This window comes from Polaribacter sp. KT25b, from assembly GCF_900105145.1.
In the GTDB taxonomy this organism is placed as follows: Bacteria; Bacteroidota; Bacteroidia; order Flavobacteriales; family Flavobacteriaceae; genus Polaribacter.
Map to the genome: position 1 here is coordinate 2,766,833 of NZ_LT629752.1, position 19,124 is coordinate 2,785,956.

The 19,124-nt window shown below is 28.6% G+C and carries 18 protein-coding genes; 14 read left to right on the forward strand and 4 right to left on the reverse strand.

Features of this window, described 5'->3' with window-relative positions:
- The first annotated feature begins 4 nt into the window (after positions 1-4).
- From BLT70_RS11880 to BLT70_RS11945, 14 genes are all read left to right on the forward strand, one after another.
- Positions 5-1,006 carry an NAD(P)H-dependent glycerol-3-phosphate dehydrogenase gene (locus tag BLT70_RS11880; protein ID WP_091894683.1) on the forward strand — a complete coding sequence of 334 codons (1,002 nt, stop codon included), beginning with the start codon at positions 5-7 and terminating at the stop codon, positions 1,004-1,006.
- A 10-nt stretch (positions 1,007-1,016) separates the two neighbouring features.
- Positions 1,017-1,529: a hypothetical protein gene (locus BLT70_RS11885; protein WP_091894685.1), complete on the forward strand. Its 513-nt coding sequence runs from the start codon at positions 1,017-1,019 to the stop codon at positions 1,527-1,529.
- 7 nt (positions 1,530-1,536) lie between these two features.
- On the forward strand, positions 1,537-2,340 hold the full coding sequence (locus tag BLT70_RS11890) for a BTAD domain-containing putative transcriptional regulator (protein ID WP_091894687.1): 804 nt from the start codon (positions 1,537-1,539) through the stop codon (positions 2,338-2,340).
- Between the two features lie 229 nt (positions 2,341-2,569).
- Positions 2,570-2,830: a hypothetical protein gene (locus BLT70_RS11895; RefSeq protein WP_157691900.1), complete on the forward strand. Its 261-nt coding sequence runs from the start codon at positions 2,570-2,572 to the stop codon at positions 2,828-2,830.
- 76 nt (positions 2,831-2,906) lie between these two features.
- Positions 2,907-3,773, forward strand: coding sequence for a hypothetical protein (locus BLT70_RS11900; RefSeq protein WP_091894691.1), 867 nt, complete (start codon positions 2,907-2,909; stop codon positions 3,771-3,773).
- 30 nt (positions 3,774-3,803) lie between these two features.
- Positions 3,804-4,094 carry a hypothetical protein gene (locus BLT70_RS11905; protein WP_091894693.1) on the forward strand — a complete coding sequence of 97 codons (291 nt, stop codon included), beginning with the start codon at positions 3,804-3,806 and terminating at the stop codon, positions 4,092-4,094.
- Positions 4,095-4,214: 120 nt separating this feature from the next.
- Positions 4,215-4,880 carry a TetR family transcriptional regulator C-terminal domain-containing protein gene (locus tag BLT70_RS11910; protein ID WP_091894695.1) on the forward strand — a complete coding sequence of 222 codons (666 nt, stop codon included), beginning with the start codon at positions 4,215-4,217 and terminating at the stop codon, positions 4,878-4,880.
- A 2-nt stretch (positions 4,881-4,882) separates the two neighbouring features.
- Positions 4,883-6,193 carry an AarF/ABC1/UbiB kinase family protein gene (locus BLT70_RS11915; protein ID WP_091894697.1) on the forward strand — a complete coding sequence of 437 codons (1,311 nt, stop codon included), beginning with the start codon at positions 4,883-4,885 and terminating at the stop codon, positions 6,191-6,193.
- Positions 6,194-6,240: 47 nt separating this feature from the next.
- The gene (gene udk / locus BLT70_RS11920) at positions 6,241-6,846 is read left to right on the forward strand and encodes a uridine kinase (protein ID WP_091897654.1); all 606 of its coding nucleotides are present in this window, start codon (positions 6,241-6,243) and stop codon (positions 6,844-6,846) included.
- Positions 6,847-7,167 carry a septum formation initiator family protein gene (locus tag BLT70_RS11925; protein ID WP_091894699.1) on the forward strand — a complete coding sequence of 107 codons (321 nt, stop codon included), beginning with the start codon at positions 6,847-6,849 and terminating at the stop codon, positions 7,165-7,167.
- Entirely contained in the window at positions 7,167-8,522 is a 1,356-nt protein-coding gene (locus BLT70_RS11930) for a methylmalonyl-CoA mutase subunit beta (RefSeq protein WP_091894701.1), read from the forward strand. The genes BLT70_RS11925 and BLT70_RS11930 overlap by 1 nt, the downstream gene beginning before the upstream one ends.
- Positions 8,515-10,089: a methylmalonyl-CoA mutase family protein gene (locus BLT70_RS11935; RefSeq protein ID WP_091894703.1), complete on the forward strand. Its 1,575-nt coding sequence runs from the start codon at positions 8,515-8,517 to the stop codon at positions 10,087-10,089. The genes BLT70_RS11930 and BLT70_RS11935 overlap by 8 nt, the downstream gene beginning before the upstream one ends.
- Positions 10,090-10,259: 170 nt before the next feature.
- A complete protein-coding gene (gene ccsA / locus BLT70_RS11940; protein WP_091894705.1) occupies positions 10,260-13,397 on the forward strand; it encodes a cytochrome c biogenesis protein CcsA in 3,138 nt (1,045 codons plus the stop codon).
- A 143-nt stretch (positions 13,398-13,540) separates the two neighbouring features.
- Positions 13,541-14,056 carry a hypothetical protein gene (locus tag BLT70_RS11945; protein ID WP_091894707.1) on the forward strand — a complete coding sequence of 172 codons (516 nt, stop codon included), beginning with the start codon at positions 13,541-13,543 and terminating at the stop codon, positions 14,054-14,056.
- 95 nt (positions 14,057-14,151) lie between these two features.
- Here the strand turns inward: BLT70_RS11945 and BLT70_RS11950 are convergent, their stop codons facing one another.
- The 4 genes from BLT70_RS11950 to BLT70_RS11965 form a co-directional block, all read right to left on the reverse strand.
- A complete protein-coding gene (locus BLT70_RS11950; protein ID WP_231962690.1) occupies positions 14,152-15,762 on the reverse strand; it encodes a LysM peptidoglycan-binding domain-containing protein in 1,611 nt (536 codons plus the stop codon).
- A gap of 5 nt (positions 15,763-15,767) precedes the next feature.
- Positions 15,768-17,303, reverse strand: a complete 1,536-nt coding sequence (guaA, locus tag BLT70_RS11955) for a glutamine-hydrolyzing GMP synthase (RefSeq protein WP_091894711.1) — start codon at positions 17,301-17,303, stop codon at positions 15,768-15,770.
- Positions 17,304-17,522: 219 nt separating this feature from the next.
- Positions 17,523-18,587, reverse strand: a complete 1,065-nt coding sequence (locus tag BLT70_RS11960; protein ID WP_091894713.1) for a 3-oxoacyl-ACP synthase III family protein — start codon at positions 18,585-18,587, stop codon at positions 17,523-17,525.
- A gap of 102 nt (positions 18,588-18,689) precedes the next feature.
- Positions 18,690-19,073 carry a group III truncated hemoglobin gene (locus tag BLT70_RS11965; RefSeq protein ID WP_091894714.1) on the reverse strand — a complete coding sequence of 128 codons (384 nt, stop codon included), beginning with the start codon at positions 19,071-19,073 and terminating at the stop codon, positions 18,690-18,692.
- Between the last annotated feature and the right edge of the window lie 51 nt (positions 19,074-19,124).

The window sequence follows — 19,124 nt, forward strand, 5'->3', positions numbered from 1 at the left end:
AATTATGAAACTAAAAGTTGGCTTATTAGGCGGTGGTTCTTGGGGAACAACTGTTGCATCTTTAACTGCAAAAAATAGCCCAACTATTATTTGGGCAAGAAACCAAGAAATAGTAAATGAAATAAACGAGCATCATACTAATAAAAAATATTTACCAAACGCAAAATTAACAGATACTTTAAGAGCATCAACTTCAATAAAAGAAACTGTAGAAAATGCAGATGTTATTGTTATGGGCGTTCCTTCACAAAGTTTACGGGAAGTTTTAATAGAAGCAAAACCTTATATTAGACCTTGGGTACCAATAATAAATTTAGCAAAAGGTTTAGAAATGAGTACAAAAATGCGAATGACAGAAGTAATTGAAGAATTAATGCCTGGACATCCTATTGGAGTTTTAACAGGCCCTAATTTAGCCAAGGAAATTCATTTTGGAAAAGCTGCGGCTGCAGTAATTGCAATGGTAGATCATTCAATTGCAAAAAGTTTACAACCTGTTTTTAATTCGGGTTTATTTCGCGTGTACACAAATGATGATGTTATTGGGTGTGAATTAGGCGGAGCATTAAAAAATATTTATGCAATTGCGACAGGAATGGGTGATGGTTCTAATGCTGGCGATAATACACGTGCTGCAATTATAACTAGAGGTTTGGCAGAACTTACACGATTAGGAATTGCCATGGGAGGTAAAAAAAGCACATTTGCTGGCTTAGCAGGAATGGGAGATTTAGTTGCAACTTGTTCTAGTTCTAAAAGTAGAAACCATCATGTTGGCTTTCAATTAGGAAGAGGTAAAAGTTTAGAACAAATTATTGACGAAATGGATGAAATTGCAGAAGGTGTAAAAACTGCAAAAGTTGTAATGGAACTTGCTAAACGTTATAAAATTGACATGCCAATAGCTAAAGAGATTTACAAAGTGCTTTATGAAGGCAATAATGTAAATGATGCTTTTAAAGGTTTATTAAAATATGAAACTGGCTCTGAAAAAGAACCAGGTTAAAATTAAAGTGATGACAAAAAAACAAGATCAAACAGCCTCTTTTATGGTTCGTTTTAATCAACAAATTTTTGAGGAAAATGGCGAATCTAAATTACAATGGCGTGGTAAAATTTCTCACATTCAAGATGGTGATGAAAAACGTTTTTCTGATTTTAATGATGCATTGCTTTTTATGCAGCAAAAATTAAGCGAATTAACAGAAGAAGCAACCAAGCATAAAACGACTGAAGAACAAGAAAATATTATTCAGAAAAGTCTTTCTATGTGGAAAACTATTAAAGATTTTGGTCCAAAAGTAATTAGAGATACGTTAAAAGATCCGAAGAAACAGTTTACTCATTTGCAAGATGAAATTCAAGATAAAATAAGTTTAATTGGAGACGAAATATCTGAGAAAGTACAAATTGATCAATGGCGAAATGCATCAAGATCTGATTTTAATAAAATTCAAAATCAGATAGAAAACTTATCATCAGAAATAACAAAACTTACTACCAAAATAGACGCTATAAAAAAGAAATAGTTACTCTATGTCTAACTCTCTACTACAACTACAAGAATTACAAACCTTTAAAAAAGATGCAAAAATTCGCATTGAAACTTTAGGGCATTTTTGTGTGTGGAGAAATCACCAAAAGGTTGACAACAAAGAATGGGCAAGAGATAAAACAATTCAATTATTACAATATTTAGTTTCTAATCGCCAAAGAAATGCACTTCATAAAGAAAAAATTATGGACGGACTTTGGGAAGATTGGAATGATCGTGATTTTAAAGTTGCTTTACACGGAATTAATAAAGTGCTGGAACCCAAAAGACTTTCTAGAACAGAATCTGAATACATTATAAGACAAGGTGTTAGCTATCAAATTGATTTAAAAAAAGTTTGGATTGATGTTGAAGCATTAGAAAAATACATTATTATTGGTAATGAATCTTTAATTATTGATAAAACGGTGTCTAAAATTGCCTACAAAGCTGCAATAGATTTATACAAAGGCTCTTATTTACCTAACCGAATTTTTGAAGATTGGACATCCGAAGAAAGAGAAAAAACCCAACTTTTAATTTTAGGAACTTATATAACATTAGCCGAAATTTTATTGCAAGAAAACCCGTTAGAAAGTATTCGTTTGGCACAAAAAGCCTTGGCTATTGATGCAACTTGGGAAGATGCTTACAGAATACAAATGCAAGCCTATATTATTAGAGGCAACAGACCACAAGCTATAAAAACGTATCTAAAATGTGAGGTTATTTTAGAAGAAGAATATGGAATTTCGCCGCTTCCTGAAACTAAAAAACTATTGAACGAGATTGAAAACATACATTGATTTTATCAGAAAAAATAAGACACAAATCTCACGAATAACAAAAATTCCTTACTATTTCTTCAATTTCATATTTCAAGAATATAATTTGAAATTTAAAAAATAAATACTAAAATAATAAAGACCCAAAAAACCTACCAATTAGTGTAATTCGTTTCTCATAACCATCATTGTAACTCATTTGCAACTCACACGTTTTATATTTGTACTATAATAAATATCAATACACAAAATGATGGAAATTATCTCAACAAAAAGCATAAAGGAAAATACTTTAAAGTTAAACGATTTTGCTTTAAAAACTACCGAAAAGATAGTTTCTAAGTCAATTGATTCTGTAGAGAATTTACAAAAAATTACATCAAAAACTATAAAACATGGTTTAAAATTCTCTGCAAAACAACAAGATAATCTCTTTAACAATTTAGAAAAAGAGAAAGGAATGATTTGGAGAAACTTAAATAAAACATTAGATTTTTTCAGCAAAAACTAGTTTGTAACTCATTTGCAACTCACATATATTAAATTTGTAATATCAATTAAAAAAACAACTTAAAAACATATATATCATGGCAACTAAAAAGTCAAAAAAAGAAATAAAAAAAGAAGATACATTAGGCAAAGCAAAAGCAATTGTTAAAAAAATAAACAGCGATTTAATCGACGCTTCTTTTAATGCAATCGAAACCACAGTAAAAACTGGTGAAAAATGGCAAAAATTAACAGCCAAATTAATAAAGAAAACAGAACCTTTAACAAAACAACAAATTAATATGGTTGTCGATACTGCAGAATCTATTAAAGGTCAGTTAGAAAATAGTACAGAGCGTTTAAAAACTTTGGTTGGTTACGATCCAAAAATGGTTGAAAATGCTAAGAAAATGATTTCAGAAAATCCTTTAATTGAAAAGGCTGAAGCGATGAAAGACAAAATTGAGAAAGAAGTTTCTAGCAATAAATTGGTAAAGAAAGCAGAAAAAATGTCTTCTAAATTAAAAAAGAATATTTCTGAAACTATAGAAAATGTAAAAGATAAAATTGAAGATTACACGGAAGATATTCTTGATGATGTTGATGAAAAAATAGACGAAATAACTAAGCCAAAAAAAGCTTCGACTAAAAAAACTACTACCCAAAAAGCGACTCCAAAAAAGACAACTCCAAAAAAGAAAGTAGTTGTTAAAAAAGAAGTAGTCGTAGAAAAAGTAATTGTTGAAAAAACAGATGTTACCAATGATTTAAAAGTAATTAAAGGTATTGGACCAGTTTTAGAAAAAAACTTAAATGATTTAAACATTACTGCTTATAATCAAATTTCTAAAATGACGGTTAAAGACTTAACAAACTTATTAATTGGCGCAGGAATTAATGCTAAAATTTATGACTTAGAAGGTTGGAAAGCACAAGCTACTTTAGCTTTAAAAGGAGAATTATAATTTATATAATATCACATAAAAAAAACTATTATGAGCACAAAAAAAACAAATAACGTAAAATTTACAGATACAGTTAATAAGGTTTTAGATACTGCTAAAACTTCTGTAAAAAAAGCAAATGACTTTGCTTTAAACACTACCGAAGAAGTAGTTACAGATTCTATAACCATCGCAAGCGAATGGCAACAAGTTTTAGACAAAGCATTAAAAGGCGGAGTTCATTTATTAGATAATCAACAAAATTTAGTTTTTGATACGCTAGAATCTTACAAAAAGCAACTAGTAAGTGGTAAAAAAAGATTGGGCAAAATTTTTGCTTAAACAACATTATAAACTTTCTAAAAAACCAAGTTATTATTTAACTTGGTTTTTTTTGTTTTATCTAGTTTGTTTTTCTTTAGACAACAAAACGTTTCGTATTTTTGCACTTTAAAACTTTATATGGCTAAAAAGAAGAAAAATATTTCTAAAATAGATGTGCTAACATTATACATGGATTTTGTGATAGAAAACAAACAAAAACCAACAGATGTTGACGACTTTTGCGAAAATGTAGATTTAGATGTTGCTCTCTTTTACAGTCATTTTAAATCTTTAAAAAATGTAGAAAAAACAGTTTTTAAAGAACTTTTTAAAAACTCGATAGAAGTTTTAAATGAAAGTGAAGAGTTTCTTTCTTTTGATAAAAAAAACAAATTAATTAGCTTATATTTTACTTTTTTCGAGAACTTAAATCTTAATAGAGAATACGTTTTAATTGCATTAAAAGGCTGTAAAAATCAGCTAAAATCTTTTAGTGCACTTTCTGGTTTAAAGAAACATTTTATTGCTTTTGTTAATAATTTAGATTTATCAGAAAGTATTTTACCAATTGATGGTTTAGAAAAAATACAAAGAAAATTTGTTAACGAATCTGCTTGGATTCAACTCTACTTAACCATTCAGTTTTGGTTAGAAGACTCATCAGAATCTTTTGAAAAAACAGATATTTTTATAGAAAAATCTATAAATACTAGCTTTGAGCTTATAGAAAACAAATTTTTAAAAAATGCATTTGACCTAGGAAAGTTTGTTTACAAAGAAAAAATTCAGAAAAAAGCCAATTAGATATGAAAAAAGCTAGTAAAATTCCGATTTCTAAAATTCAACGTGCTTCTAAATTAGTGCAAACAGGTGCTAAAGTTGGTGTAAATTATTTAAAATATTTTGGTGATAAAATTGTAAATTCTGAAGAAGATGCTAGAGATAAACTAAATAAATCGAATGCAGAAGATATTTACGATAGCTTAAAAGATTTAAAAGGTAGCCCGCTTAAAGTTGCACAAATGTTAAGCATGGATAAAAGCATTTTGCCAAGAGCTTATGTAGAAAAATTTTCTTTGGCACAATTTTCTGTTCCACCGCTTTCTGAAGCATTGGTTTTAAAAACTTTTAAAAAGAGTTTTGGAAAATTTCCATCAGAAATTTATGATCAATTTGATGTAAAAGCTTTTAACGCAGCTAGTATTGGTCAAGTTCATAAAGCTGAAAAAGATGGACAAGAATTGGCTGTAAAAATTCAATATCCAGGAGTTGCAGACAGTATAAAATCTGATTTAGCAATGCTAAAACCTTTTGTTATTAGAATGTTTAATATGAAAGGTAAAATGTCTGATGATTATTTTTTTGAAGTTCAAGATAAATTATTAGAAGAAACAGATTACGTTTTAGAAGTTGAACAAAGTATAGAAATAGTAAATGCTTGCAAAAATATCCCTAATCTTACTTTTCCTAATTATTATAAGGATTTATCGTCAAAACAGATCATAACCATGGATTGGATGCATGGAATTCATTTATCAGAATTTACAGACATCAACAAAAATCAAGAAAGAGGAAATGCTTTAGGGCAAGCCCTCTGGGATTTTTACATGTTTCAAATTCACAATTTAAAGAAAGTACATGCAGATCCACATCCTGGAAACTTCTTAATTTCTAAAGATTATAAATTAATTGCTTTAGATTTTGGTTGTATGAAATCTATTCCAATAGATTTTTACAATCCGTATTTTGTTTTAGCACGCAAAGAAACATTAGCAGACAAAGCACTTTTTGAAGAAAAAATGTATGAATTAGAAATTTTATTAGAAACAGATAGCAAAGAAGAATTGACCTTTTTTAGCGCAATGTTTCATGAAATGTTAACTATTTTTACGCAACCTTTTCATGTAGAAACTTTCGACTTTTCTGATGAGGAATTTTTTGGTCAAATAACAGAATTTGGCGAACGATTTTCTAAAAGCACAGAATTGAGATCTTACAATGCAAGTAGAGGTTCTAAACATTTTATTTATATGAACAGAACCTTTTTTGGCTTGTATAATTTAATGTTCGATTTAAAAGCTAAAGACATAAAAATCAATAACTTTAACACTTTTTAAAGACTCTATTGTTTTTACAAATAATTAAAAAAAATCAATTAAAATATATGTTAATTATAGGAATTGCCGGCGGAACAGGAAGCGGAAAAACTACTGTTGTAAATCAAATTATTAAACAATTACCTACAGATGAAGTTTGTGTAATTTCTCAAGATTCTTACTACAACGAAACGTTTAATTTATCTTATGAGGAAAGATCAAAAATTAATTTTGATCACCCAAGAGCAATCGATTTTGAATTAATAGTTAAACACTTAAAAAAATTAAGATTAGGTAAAACGATCGAGCAACCAGTTTACTCTTTTGTAACGCATAACAGAACTACAGATACTATAAAAACACACCCTAGAAAAGTGGTTATTGTTGAAGGAATATTAATTTTAAATAACGAAGCTTTAAGAAAGTTATTTGACATAAAAATATTTGTTCACGCAGATACAGACGAGCGTTTAATTAGAAGAATTAGAAGAGATATTACCGAAAGAGGAAGAGATATTGATGAAGTTTTAAACAGATACCAAGACACTTTAAAACCTATGCATCAACAATTCATAGAACCAACTAAAAATTTTGCTGATATTATTATTCCTAATAACAAACACAATACAGTTGCTATAGATGTTGTAAGAACAGTAATAAATGACCGTTTATAAATGAGTTTTTTTAGCAATTTAAAAAAGAATCCAATCTTTAAAATTCTTACAAATACTTTTGTAATAATTTTTATTCCTTTTATAATTTGGATGCTTTTTTTTGATGAAAATTCATATTTAACACATAGAGAATTTAACAAAGAAATTGAAGATTTAGAAAGTACAATTACTTTTTATGAAGAAAAGCTTGATTCTGATAAAGAAATGATAAAAAACTTACAAGATTCTTTAAAACTAGAACGTTTTGCTAGAGAAAAATATTTAATGAAAAAAGAAAACGAAGACATTTATATTATTGAATTTGACACTATAAAAAAATAATGAGTACTTTTCTATTTGATGATTTTGAACCAGTAACTGCTGCTGCTTGGAAACAAAAAATTCAAGTAGATTTAAATGGCGCAGATTATAATGAAACCTTATTGTATAAAACCGATGAAGGCATTCTTGTAAAACCTTTTTACACAAAAGAAGACAGAACAAATTCAAAAATAAATCTTCCAAAAAAAAAATTTAATATTTGTCAAACAATTTTTATTCATGATGAAAAAATAGCTAATTTTTTAGCAATAGATGCTTTAAAAAGAGGCGCAAATTCCATCCAATTTAAGGCAGATAAAAAATTTGATTATCATAAAGTTTTACATAAAATTGAAGTAAAATCAACTATAATTTATTTTCAGTTTTCTTTTTTAGATGATCATTTTCAAATAGAACTTTCTAAATATTGCAATTCAGAAAATACTTTTTTTCAAACGGATAGTATTGGCAATTTAGCAGAAAGTGGCAATTGGTTTGTCAACTTAAAAGAAGATCAAAAAAAGTTAGAAAACATCGTTTTAGCAACTAAAAATTGCATTTCAGTTTCTGCAGATTTATATCAAAACTCAGGAGCAAATATTGTTCAACAATTAGCGTATACCTTAGCACACGCAAATGAATATTTACATGATTTTGGAAAAGATGTAGCCACTAAAATAAATTTTAATTTTGCTGTAGGGAGCAATTATTTTTTCGAAATTGCAAAATTAAGAGCTTTTAGAATTCTTTGGGAAACACTTTTAAATGAATATGATCTAAAAAATATTGAAGCTCATATTTTTACCAAACCAAGTTTAAGAAACAAAACATTGTACAATTATAATGTAAATATGTTGCGAACAACATCCGAATGTATGAGTGCTATTATAGGTGGATCAAACACCATTTCTAATGTTTCATATGATGCTATGTTTCATAAATCTAATGAACTTGGCGAACGAATTTCTAGAAATCAATTGTTAATTTTACAACAAGAAAGTGATTTTTCTGATGCTCAAAATTTTGCTAACGGCACTTATTATATTGAAGCAATTACAAATCAATTAGCAGAGAACGCATTAACAATTTTTAAACAAATAGAAAAAGTTGGCGGATTTTTACATCAATTAAAAGCGGGAATCATCCAAAAGAAAATACAAGAAAATGCTTTAACCGAAGAAGAAAATTTTATCAATAAAAACATTGTTTTATTGGGCACAAATATACACACTAATTCAGCTGATAAAATGAAGGGAGAATTAGAGTTGTATCCTTTTGTAAAACAAAGAAATATAAAAACATTAATTACACCAATTAATAGAAAACGTCTTTCTGAATCTATAGAAAAAGAAAGATTAGCACAAGAAAATGCCTAGAAAATCATTTGAACATATCAAACTAAAAAGTTCGAATTTAGAACCTCAACAAAACTTTAAACATGAAGATTTTGTAGCAGGAATTGCGCCAAATTTAAGAGGTATTTACGCAACAATGTACATTAAAAAACCCTGGGAAATTAGGCAATGTATTAGTTTTTCTTCCGCTAAAGAAGGCAATATTTTTTACAAAAAAAATCCAGAAACTCACTTAAAAGAATTATCTATTACTTTTAATGTCGAAACACAAAATACTTATGATTCTGATGATGAAATTCTAAAAAACCTTGTTAGCAAAACAAGTGTTAACATAGATTCTGTAGAAGACATGAAGATGTTGTTTTATCAAGTTCCTTTAGATAAAATCTCGGTTTCTATAACATCGAATGACGCAATTCTACCCCTTTTAGCATTTTATATTGTTGCCGCAGAAGAACAAGAAGTTCCTCTTGATCAACTTTCTGGAATCATTCAATATGATGTTTTAAAGGATCTCATGGTTAAAGAAACAGACATTGTTTCTCCTAATCTATCAATGAAAATTTTTACTGATATTTTTAAATATACAAGTAATAAAATGCCAAAATTTAACTCCTTTTCTATTTCTGGTTTTCATATGCAAGAAGCTAATACTACTGCAGAAATTGAATTGGCTTATACATTTTCTAAAGGTTTAGAATTCATAAAAAAAAGCATTGAAGCAGGAATTGACATTGATACTATTGCCTCAAAATTATCTTTCTTTTGGGCAATTGGCATGGATCATTTTACAGAAATAGCAAAATTAAGAGCTGCAAGAATGTTGTGGGCAAAAATTGTAAAACAATTCAATCCTAAAAATCAAAATTCGTTTGCATTAAGAACTCATTGCAAAACAAATAACTCGTCTTTAAAAGCGCAAGATCCTTTTAATAAAATTGCCAGAACTACTATAGAAGCAATGGCTGCAGCTTTTGGCGGTACAGAAAGTTTATACACAAATACATTAAACGAATCGAATGCTTTTCTTAAAGATTATTCTAATATACTTACTAAAGATACACAACTATTTTTACAACAGGAAACACATATTACTAAAACTGTAGATCCTTGGGCGGGCAGTTTTCGTATAGAAAAACTAACAGAAGAAATTGCGAATAGAGCTTGGAGTTTACTAAAAGAAGTTAATGATTTAGGCGGATTAACCAAAGCCATTGAAAAGGGTATTCCAAAAAAGAGAATTGAAGAAACTGCTACAAAAAAGCAAACAAAAATTATTATGAGTAAAGAAGTTCTTATTGATGTAAATAAACATCAACTAAAACAAGAAGATTCTTTACGTGTTTCTAAAATTGATTCTGATGCCGTGAGAAAATCTCAAATAGAAAAATTACAACTTTTAAAAGCAAATAGAAATCCAGAAAAAGTTAAAAATTCTTTGGCTAATTTAACTAAAGCTGCAAAATCAGGAAAAGAAAACCTTTTAGATTTAACTGTAAAAGCTGCAAGAAATAGCGCTACTTTAAGTGAAATTTCTAATGCTTTAGAGATTGGATTTAACAGCTATAAAACTTCCACAAAATTGTAAATTTTTGAATCAATAATTTTTATTGATTTTATTTACGAAAATAAACTAATTTAAAAACAACTTTTTATTTAATTTTTAACAGTTCTTAACACCAAAAAAGAACTTCTCTGTATCAAGTCTTGTTGCTTTTATCCCTATTTTTGCAACACTTTAAAAAGCACTAAATAAAGATGAAAAATATTTTTAATTTCCTCTACTCTACAAGATTAATGGCAGTTTTATTTATCCTTTTTGCCACATCAATGGGAGTTGCAACTTTTATAGAAAATGATTTTGGAACACAAACCTCTAAAGCACTCGTTTATAACACTTGGTGGTTTGAGACTATTATGGTGTTTTTTGTGATCAATTTTTTTGGAAATATATTTAGATACAGATTATACAAAAAAGAAAAATGGGCAGTTTTAATGTTCCATTTAGCGTTCTTATTTATAATTATTGGCGCTGGTGTAACAAGATATGTTGGTTACGAAGGCATTATGTTAATTAATGAAGGTGAAACAACCAACCAGTTTTTATCAGAAACAAATTATGTAAATGTTATTGTTGATGATAACAAAGATCAAAAAACAATACATAAACCAATTTTACTTTCTGCTTGGGGCTCAAATTCTTGGGGGTTTTCTGATGACTTTAGAGAAAAAGAATACAAAGTAGATTTAGTAGATTACATTCCGTGGGCAGAAAAAAAATTAGTAGAAGATAAAAATGGCGTTGAGCATCTATTTTTGGTAGAATCATCTAGCGGAAGTAGACATGAACATTATATAAAATCTGGAACTGTACAAAATATTCATAATATTTTAGTCGGTTATAATTCTACGGATAATAATGCTTCTATCAATATTTTTAAAAGAAATGATTCTTTAAAAATTGTTGCAAAATCTGATGGTAATTATCAAATAATGGCAACACAAGCTACTGGAAGCTTAAAAAAAGACAGTATTCAAGATTTTAAATTACGTGCGCTATACAATGTTGCTGGCTTGCCATTTGTTGCTCCAAATGAACCAAGTAAAGGAACTATGCAAACTATTAGCGGGCCAAAAGATGATAAAAAACTAGATGTTATTATCTTAGATGTTACCTCTAATAATGAAACCAAAAGAGTTGAACTTTCTGGTGGAAAATATAATAATGATAACTTTGAACAAGTTAGTGTTAACGACCTAAATTTTAGAATGTGGTATGGCTCTAAAATTTTAGAGACTCCGTTTAGCGTAAAATTAAATGATTTTCAATTAGAAAAATATCCAGGATCAGAAAGTGCCGCGTCTTATGCAAGTGAAGTTACGGTAATTGATGCAAAAGAAAGTTTTGATTTTCGCATTTTTATGAATCATATTTTAGATCATAAAGGATATAAATTTTTTCAATCTAGTTATGATTTATCAGGAGAAAAAGAACAAACTCATTTATCTGTAAATCATGATTTTTGGGGAACTTTTATTACTTATTTCGGATATTCTTTGCTGTACACTGGTTTAATTTGTATTCTCTTTGCTAAACATACACGTTTTGATGATTTAAAAAATACTTTGAAAAAAATCAGAAAAAAGAAATTAACACTGTCTGTAATGTTTGCTGTTTTCCTGTCTTCTTTCAGCTACAGTCAACAGGCTGATACACATCAGCAAAAAAGAGTTACAGACCAACAAATTGATTCCATTTTAAAAGCAAATGAAGTTTCTTTAAAACACGCAGAAAAATTTAACAAATTGGTAATTCAAGATGCTGGTGGTAGAATGAAACCTGCTCATACTTTTGCATCAGAATTGGTAAGAAAAGTAAGCCAGAGTGAGGTTTTACACGGTATGCAACCTAGTCAAGTTTTACTATCTATTTTAGAAAGCCCAAGATTATGGTTTGAAGTGCCTGCTATTTATTTAGAAAAAGGAAATACTAAAATAAGAGAAATAATTGGCGTAGAAAAAGATGCAAAATATGCACGTCTTTCTGACTTTTATGATGAAAGAGGACAATCTAAAATTGACTCTTATATTACGGAAGCTCAAAAGAAAAACATCCAAAATAAATTTGAAAAAGATGTTATTAAAATAGGTAGAAGACTTTGGTTATTTACAAGTGCTTTAAGTGGTAATGTTTTAAAAATTTATCCGATTCCAGGTGATGAAAATAACAAATGGATTTCTCATCCAGAAGTAGCAAATAGCAAAATTATACAAACATCAGATTCTTTATATATTCCGAAGTTATTACCGCTTTATATGCAGCTTTTGCAAACTTCAAAAAGAACTGGAGATTATACAAAAGCAGATCAGATTTTAGATGGAATTAAAAATTATCAGAAAAAATACGGAGCAGCAGTGTATCCATCAGAAAGTAAAATCGATTTAGAAATTACCTATAACAAATTAGGTATCTTTAAATTAAGTGCTTTTTTCTATCTTTTTCTAGGCTTACTTTTAATTTTTATTGAAATTCTTAAAATATTTTATTACAAATCTAAAGTACTAACTTACATTATAAAAGGCTTAATTACACTTATTCTATTAAGTTTTATTTTTCACACTTTCGGATTGGCTTCGAGATGGTATATAAGCGGAAATGCGCCTTGGAGTAATGCTTACGAATCTATTATTTATGTTGCTTGGGCAACAATGCTGTTTGGTTTATACTTAGGACGAAAATCTGCTTTAACTATTGGTGCAACTACTTTTTTAGCTGCAATTATTTTACTTTTTGCACATCAAAATTGGTTAGATCCAGAAATTGCAAACTTACAACCAGTTTTAAATTCTTGGTGGTTATTAGTACACGTTTCTATTATTGTGGCTAGTTATGGACCTTTTTCTTTAGGAATGATTTTAGGAATTGTTTCTTTAATTTTAATTGCTTTTACAACCGAAAAAAATAAAAAGCGAATGGATGTAAACATTAAAGAATTAACAATTATTAACGAAATGGCTGTAACTGTTGGTTTGGTTATGTTAACAATTGGTAATTTCCTTGGCGGAATGTGGGCAAATGAAAGTTGGGGACGTTATTGGGGTTGGGATCCAAAAGAAACTTGGGCGTTAATTTCTATTATGATTTACGCTTTTGTATTGCACATGCGTTTAATTCCTGGTTTACGTGGTCGTTTATCATTTAATTTTGCATCAGCATTTGCTTATTTATCAATAATGATGACTTATTTTGGAGTAAATTTCTACTTATCTGGTTTGCATTCTTATGCAAGTGGAGATAAAGCAGTAACACCAAAAGAAGCTTTTATATACATTGGTTTTATAATAGCATTATTGATATTTGCTTCTATAAAGTATAAAAAATATTATAAAAAATAATGCATATCTACAAGTTTTCTTACACTGAAGTCGATTCAATATAAAAAGCTTGTGGGTATTTTCATTTTAAAATGTATTTTTGCATTTCATTTAATAAAAACGATTATCCGAGGAGTTTTATCGGGTTACAAAAAAAACATACAATGTTTCATAAAAACATAAAATTAGTATTAGCTGGTTTAATCTCAGCTTGGGCTATTTATCAATTTAGCTTAGGAAATATTATGAACGGAATTTCCATTTTATTACTTGCCGGAATTTTTGTTTTATTTTATTTTAAAAATGAATTTATTTTATTAGCCTTTTTACAATTACGTAAACAAAATTTTCCTGCAGCTCAAAAATGGTTAAGCTATATTAAAAACCCAGAAGCTGCTTTAATTACTAAGCAACAAGGATATTATAATTATTTACATGGTATTATGTTAAGCCAAACAAATATTACACAAGCAGAAAAATATTTGCGTAAAGCTGTAAAATTAGGTTTATCTATGGATCATGATTTGGCAATGGCAAAACTACAATTAGCAGGAATTGCAATGACCAAAAGACGTAAACGTGAAGCAACTAATTTAATGTCTGAAGCTAAAAAATTAGACAAACATGGCATGTTAAAAGAACAAATACAAATGATGAAACAACAGATGAAAAAAATCTAACTTTCTCATTTTCTGATATAAAAAAAATCCGCTAAAAAGCGGATTTTTTTTTATTTCTTATTTTAAAGAAATTTACTATTAAAACTTAAACCTCATTATTTAAGCTTCGTTAAAGTTAAATCTTTATTGTATTGCACAATAAATAAACCTTGATTTTCTGTATTGTTATTTCTATAATCAAACCTTGTTTCAATTCTAGAAGTTGCGCCTTCTTTAAAAGTTGATTTTAAATCATTTCCAGAAGCTAATCTTACTAAAATATCGTACGTAATATCAAATCCTTTAGTAGCATAAAAAGAAGGCAACGTATTATTCTTTTTATAATATTGAGTATTAAAAGCGCTGGTTTCCATAGAGTTTTCATCAACAAACTCGTCGCTTACATATGTAAAACCAATTTTTGCTAATTTTCTGTTATCAACATTTTCATAAACACTGCTCTTATCAAAAGTAAAAACTTTAGCTGTTGTTTCTTCTGGTAAACTTATTAAACTATTAATAACATCAGCAATAATTAAATTACTATCTGAAGCCAAAATAACCCAATTTTTTGCATTTGGTTTTAAAATCTGAGAAAACCTAGATTTTGCAATATACCCTTTATCTGGTGTTAAAAGATGTATACTACTTGCATCAATTTTAGTTTGTAAAGAAGATTTTAAAATTCTACTAGTTTCTAAAGAAGCAGCTTTATCATCACTCACAATTATAATATTTCCGTGATCAAAATTCTCTTTGATATATCTTTCTAATTCTAATCTAAAGATACTTTTATCTGGAGAAGTTTTTACAATATTTGAAGATGAAAACTCAGATTGTTTATTAGAATATACAGGAAAAACAACTGGAATATTTACATTATTAGCAACCATTTGTACTTCTTCTGAATATAAAGGTCCAATAACAACATCATTATTATTAAAATCTCTATTCGCAAGAATACTTCTTATCTCTGTAGTGTTTCTATCTCCTGTATCAAAAACATTTAGCTCTATAGCAACACCTCTATTTCTTAAAGAATCTACAGCAATTTCTGCACCCAAATAAAAATCGGTTGCAATATTTACCAATGTTGCATTTTTAGAAAATATTTCTTTTGGTGCAAGAGTATCAATATTATACTGGTCTGCTTTAAAAGGCAATAATAACGCTACTTTTAAAGAAGTATTTGGCTGAATATAATCTTCATAAAAAGTAACATCTGTAATAGCACTAACTGGTATTTCTCTAATTTTTAAGATTTGACCAACTTTTAAACCTTCTACTAATTCCGGATTTAACAATAATAATTCTCCTCTAGAAACATTAAAAGCTTTACTTAAACTATAAAAAGTTTCACCTTTCTGTATTTCATGAATAACAAACCTTTCTTTTAATTCATTGATAAGTTTTGTTTTCTCATCAATAATTTCTTCCTCAACAGAAATAGATTCAGCATCAACAATATCTGTATCTTCATTTAATTTTTTAGAATTATAATAATTTAAACTTTTTTCTGGCACTACTATAAAAGAATCTGCTCTTAAACCGCCATTTACATCAGGATTTAAACGAATTAAATCCTTCTCTTTCATGTTTAAATTCTTGGCAATAGTATAGATTGTTTCGCCTTTTTTAACTTTGTACTGTATGTATCTATTTTGTTGACCGCAAGAAACGGTAAACGTTAAAATACATAAAAAAATAAAAAATTTTAAATGTTTCATATGTTCTATTCCCATTCTATAGTTGCAGGTGGCTTTGAGCTGATGTCATACACAACTCTATTAACTCCTTTTACTTGATTTATAATTTTGTTTGATGTTTTTTGCAAAAATTTATAAGGTAAATCTACCCAATCAGCAGTCATTCCGTCTGTACTTTCTACAGCTCTTAAGGCAACAACTTTTTCATACGTTCGTTCATCGCCCATCACTCCAACAGAGTTTACAGGTAATAACATTGCACCAGCTTGCCACACTTTATCATACAAACCATCCTCTTTTAATCCGTTTATAAAAATAGCATCAACTTCTTGTAAAATACGCACTTTTTCTGCGGTAATATCTCCTAAAATTCTAATTCCTAAACCAGGCCCAGGAAAAGGATGACGTCCTAATAATTCTGGATCAATTCCCATCGATGCTCCTACTCTTCTTACTTCGTCTTTAAAAATCATTTTTAAAGGCTCCACAATTTTTAACTTCATATAATCTGGCAATCCGCCAACATTATGATGACTTTTTATCGTTGCTGATGGACCTCCATTGACAGAAACAGATTCAATAACATCAGGATAAATTGTTCCTTGAGCTAACCATTTTACATCTTTAATATGATGAGCTTCATCATCAAAAACATCAATAAAAGTACTACCAATTGCTTTTCTTTTTCCTTCCGGATCAGAAATACCTGCTAATTTATCTAAAAAACGTTGCGATGCATCTACACCTTTAACGTTTAAACCCATGCCTTCGTATTGTGTAAGTACACTTTCGAACTCATTTTTACGCAACAAACCATTATTTACAAAAATACAATACAAGTTTTTTCCGATTGCTTTGTGTAATAAAACAGCTGCAACTGTAGAATCTACTCCTCCAGAAAGTCCTAAAACAACTTTATCATTTCCAACTTTTGCTCTAATGTCTGCTACCGTACTTTCTACAAAAGAATCTGGTGTCCAAGTTTGTGCAACTTTTGCAATATCTACCAAAAAGTTTGCCAATAATTGTTTTCCGTCTTTAGAATGATAAACTTCTGGATGAAACTGAATAGCAAATGTATCTTCGCCATCAATTTTATAAGCTGCATTTTCTACATCTTTAGTACTTGCCAATAGAATTCCACCGGTTGGTAATTCTTTAATTGTATCAGAATGACTCATCCATACTTGGCTTCCATCAGAAATATTTTGAAAGAAAATTTCATCATTTTTTATATATGATAAATTTGCTCTTCCGTATTCTCTAGTGTTTGATTCTGCTACTTTTCCACCTGAAAAATGGGCTAAATATTGCGCTCCATAACAAACTGCCAACAAAGGTTTTTTACCTTTAATTTCTGATAGCTCTGGATGTAAAACATTTTCTCCTCTTACAGAATTTGGGCTTCCTGATAAGATAACAGCTTTAAAATTTTCTAATTCTTTTGGTGGATGGTTAAAAGGATGAATTTCACAATAAATGTTTAACTCTCTAACTCTTCTTGCAATTAACTGAGTGTATTGCGATCCAAAATCTAAAATAAGTACTTGGTCTTGTTCCATGCGCAAAAATAATATTTTGATATTAAATTTACGATATAAGAAGTTAGATTTTTTTAGTTAATTATTATTCGTTAAAATCTGTGAGAATTCGTAGAAAAATAGCATTAAACAAAGCGTTTTCTAAATTTTTAGAAAAACAAATAGCCTTTTAAAAACCTAGAAAACGTTGTTATTTTTTATTCAAAGCAACTTAAAACCACAAACTTTGAATTTTAAATCTTAATATCTATAAACAATTGTATTAATATTCATTCCGGCTCCAACAGAAGCCAAAATAAAAACATCGCCTTTCTGTACAGATTGATTTTCTATTTTTCCTTTTAAAACCAAATCTAACAAAGTAGGTACTGTGGCAACAGAACTGTTTCCTAATTTATGAATGCTCATAGGCATAATCCCTTCTGGGACTGGTTTTTTAAATAACCTATAAAAACGTTTTATAATCGCTTCATCCATTTTTTCATTAGCTTGATGTATAAATATTTTCTTCACATCATCAATTTCTACTCCGCTTTTATCTAAAGCAAATTTCATTGCTGCAGGAACATTTGTAATCGCAAATTCGTAAATTTTACGTCCAAACATTTTTATATAACGTACATTTTTATCTTCGTTTTTATTGTAAGAACTACCATAATGTAGATAAAAAGCCTCTTCATTGGCAAAAGTTTGCGTAGCATGACTTAAAATTCCAGCATCTGGTTCTGTCGTTTTTTCAACAATACAAGCTCCTGCTCCATCACTATAAATCATAGAATCTCTATCGTATTTATCAATAACTCTCGACAAAGTTTCAGAACCAATTACCAAACATTTATTTGCGATTCCTGCTTTTATATAAGCTTGTGCTTGAATAACACCCTGAATCCAACCAGGGCAACCAAATAAAAGATCGTAGGCTACACAATTAGGGTTTTTAATTTTTAATTTATTTTTTACTCTTGTTGCTAAAGTTGGTAACATATCACTTTGAATCGAACCTACTTTTACATCACCAAAATTATGTGCAAAAATAATATAATCTAATTCTTCTTTATCTATATCGGCATCTTCAATAGCTTTTTGAGCTGCAAAAAATGCCAAATCAGAGCTTGTGTATTCTTTTCGTGCATACCGCCTTTCTTCAATACCAGTAATTGCTTTAAATTTTTCGATAATAACTTCATTTTCAGACGCTAAAAGAGTACCATCAGTATCTAAAAATTTATCTTTTAAAAAATCTGTATTTTCTTTTTTTAAAGTAGGTATAAAAGTTCCTGTACCTGTAATTTTTGATGAAATCATTCTTTGCTAATTATCATTTTACGTAAAATTACGGGCTTTTTTTATGGATAGAATGTTAAATAACCTAAAAAATACGAAATCCAAAATAGAAAAAGAAACTTATTATGTTGTATAAAGGTTTAACTTTAATTGCATCACTGTAGCAATAGATTGGGCTCTAGCCTTCATTCTTTCGGAATTATCACCTAAAAAATAGGTATCAATAGTGTTAAAAAAATACGATACCCAAAGTGCAAAATGCTCCTTCTTAAAAGTTACGAAAACGTTTATATCAAGGTGTTTTTTCATTACATTATTGCTATAGGTAGTAGTGTCAAAAATAATATCATTCCAAAAATCTGTAATTATTTCTAAATGATGTTCTAGTTGGTTTTTTGCAACGATATCCGTAAAAAAAGGAATCATTTTTTCATCAACTAATAACTTATCATAAAACTTTGTAATAATAAGTTTTATGTCTTTTCTTGACGATATATCTGGTTTCATTTAAAGTATCTATTGTTTTTACCAAGAATTAAAAATACAGCTGATTAAAAC

Coding starts and splice junctions, on each gene's coding strand:
- BLT70_RS11900 (WP_091894691.1), top strand. CDS start 2,907: ATGGCAACTAAAAAGTCAAAAAAAGAAATAAAAAAAGAAGATACATTA.
- guaA (WP_091894711.1), bottom strand. CDS start 17,303: ATGGAACAAGACCAAGTACTTATTTTAGATTTTGGATCGCAATACACT.
- BLT70_RS11885 (WP_091894685.1), top strand. CDS start 1,017: ATGACAAAAAAACAAGATCAAACAGCCTCTTTTATGGTTCGTTTTAAT.
- BLT70_RS11950 (WP_231962690.1), bottom strand. CDS start 15,762: ATGAAACATTTAAAATTTTTTATTTTTTTATGTATTTTAACGTTTACC.
- BLT70_RS11910 (WP_091894695.1), top strand. CDS start 4,215: ATGGCTAAAAAGAAGAAAAATATTTCTAAAATAGATGTGCTAACATTA.
- BLT70_RS11935 (WP_091894703.1), top strand. CDS start 8,515: ATGCCTAGAAAATCATTTGAACATATCAAACTAAAAAGTTCGAATTTA.
- BLT70_RS11925 (WP_091894699.1), top strand. CDS start 6,847: ATGAGTTTTTTTAGCAATTTAAAAAAGAATCCAATCTTTAAAATTCTT.
- BLT70_RS11945 (WP_091894707.1), top strand. CDS start 13,541: ATGTTTCATAAAAACATAAAATTAGTATTAGCTGGTTTAATCTCAGCT.
- ccsA (WP_091894705.1), top strand. CDS start 10,260: ATGAAAAATATTTTTAATTTCCTCTACTCTACAAGATTAATGGCAGTT.
- BLT70_RS11895 (WP_157691900.1), top strand. CDS start 2,570: ATGATGGAAATTATCTCAACAAAAAGCATAAAGGAAAATACTTTAAAG.
- BLT70_RS11880 (WP_091894683.1), top strand. CDS start 5: ATGAAACTAAAAGTTGGCTTATTAGGCGGTGGTTCTTGGGGAACAACT.
- udk (WP_091897654.1), top strand. CDS start 6,241: ATGTTAATTATAGGAATTGCCGGCGGAACAGGAAGCGGAAAAACTACT.
- BLT70_RS11965 (WP_091894714.1), bottom strand. CDS start 19,073: ATGAAACCAGATATATCGTCAAGAAAAGACATAAAACTTATTATTACA.
- BLT70_RS11915 (WP_091894697.1), top strand. CDS start 4,883: ATGAAAAAAGCTAGTAAAATTCCGATTTCTAAAATTCAACGTGCTTCT.
- BLT70_RS11905 (WP_091894693.1), top strand. CDS start 3,804: ATGAGCACAAAAAAAACAAATAACGTAAAATTTACAGATACAGTTAAT.
- BLT70_RS11930 (WP_091894701.1), top strand. CDS start 7,167: ATGAGTACTTTTCTATTTGATGATTTTGAACCAGTAACTGCTGCTGCT.
- BLT70_RS11890 (WP_091894687.1), top strand. CDS start 1,537: ATGTCTAACTCTCTACTACAACTACAAGAATTACAAACCTTTAAAAAA.
- BLT70_RS11960 (WP_091894713.1), bottom strand. CDS start 18,587: ATGATTTCATCAAAAATTACAGGTACAGGAACTTTTATACCTACTTTA.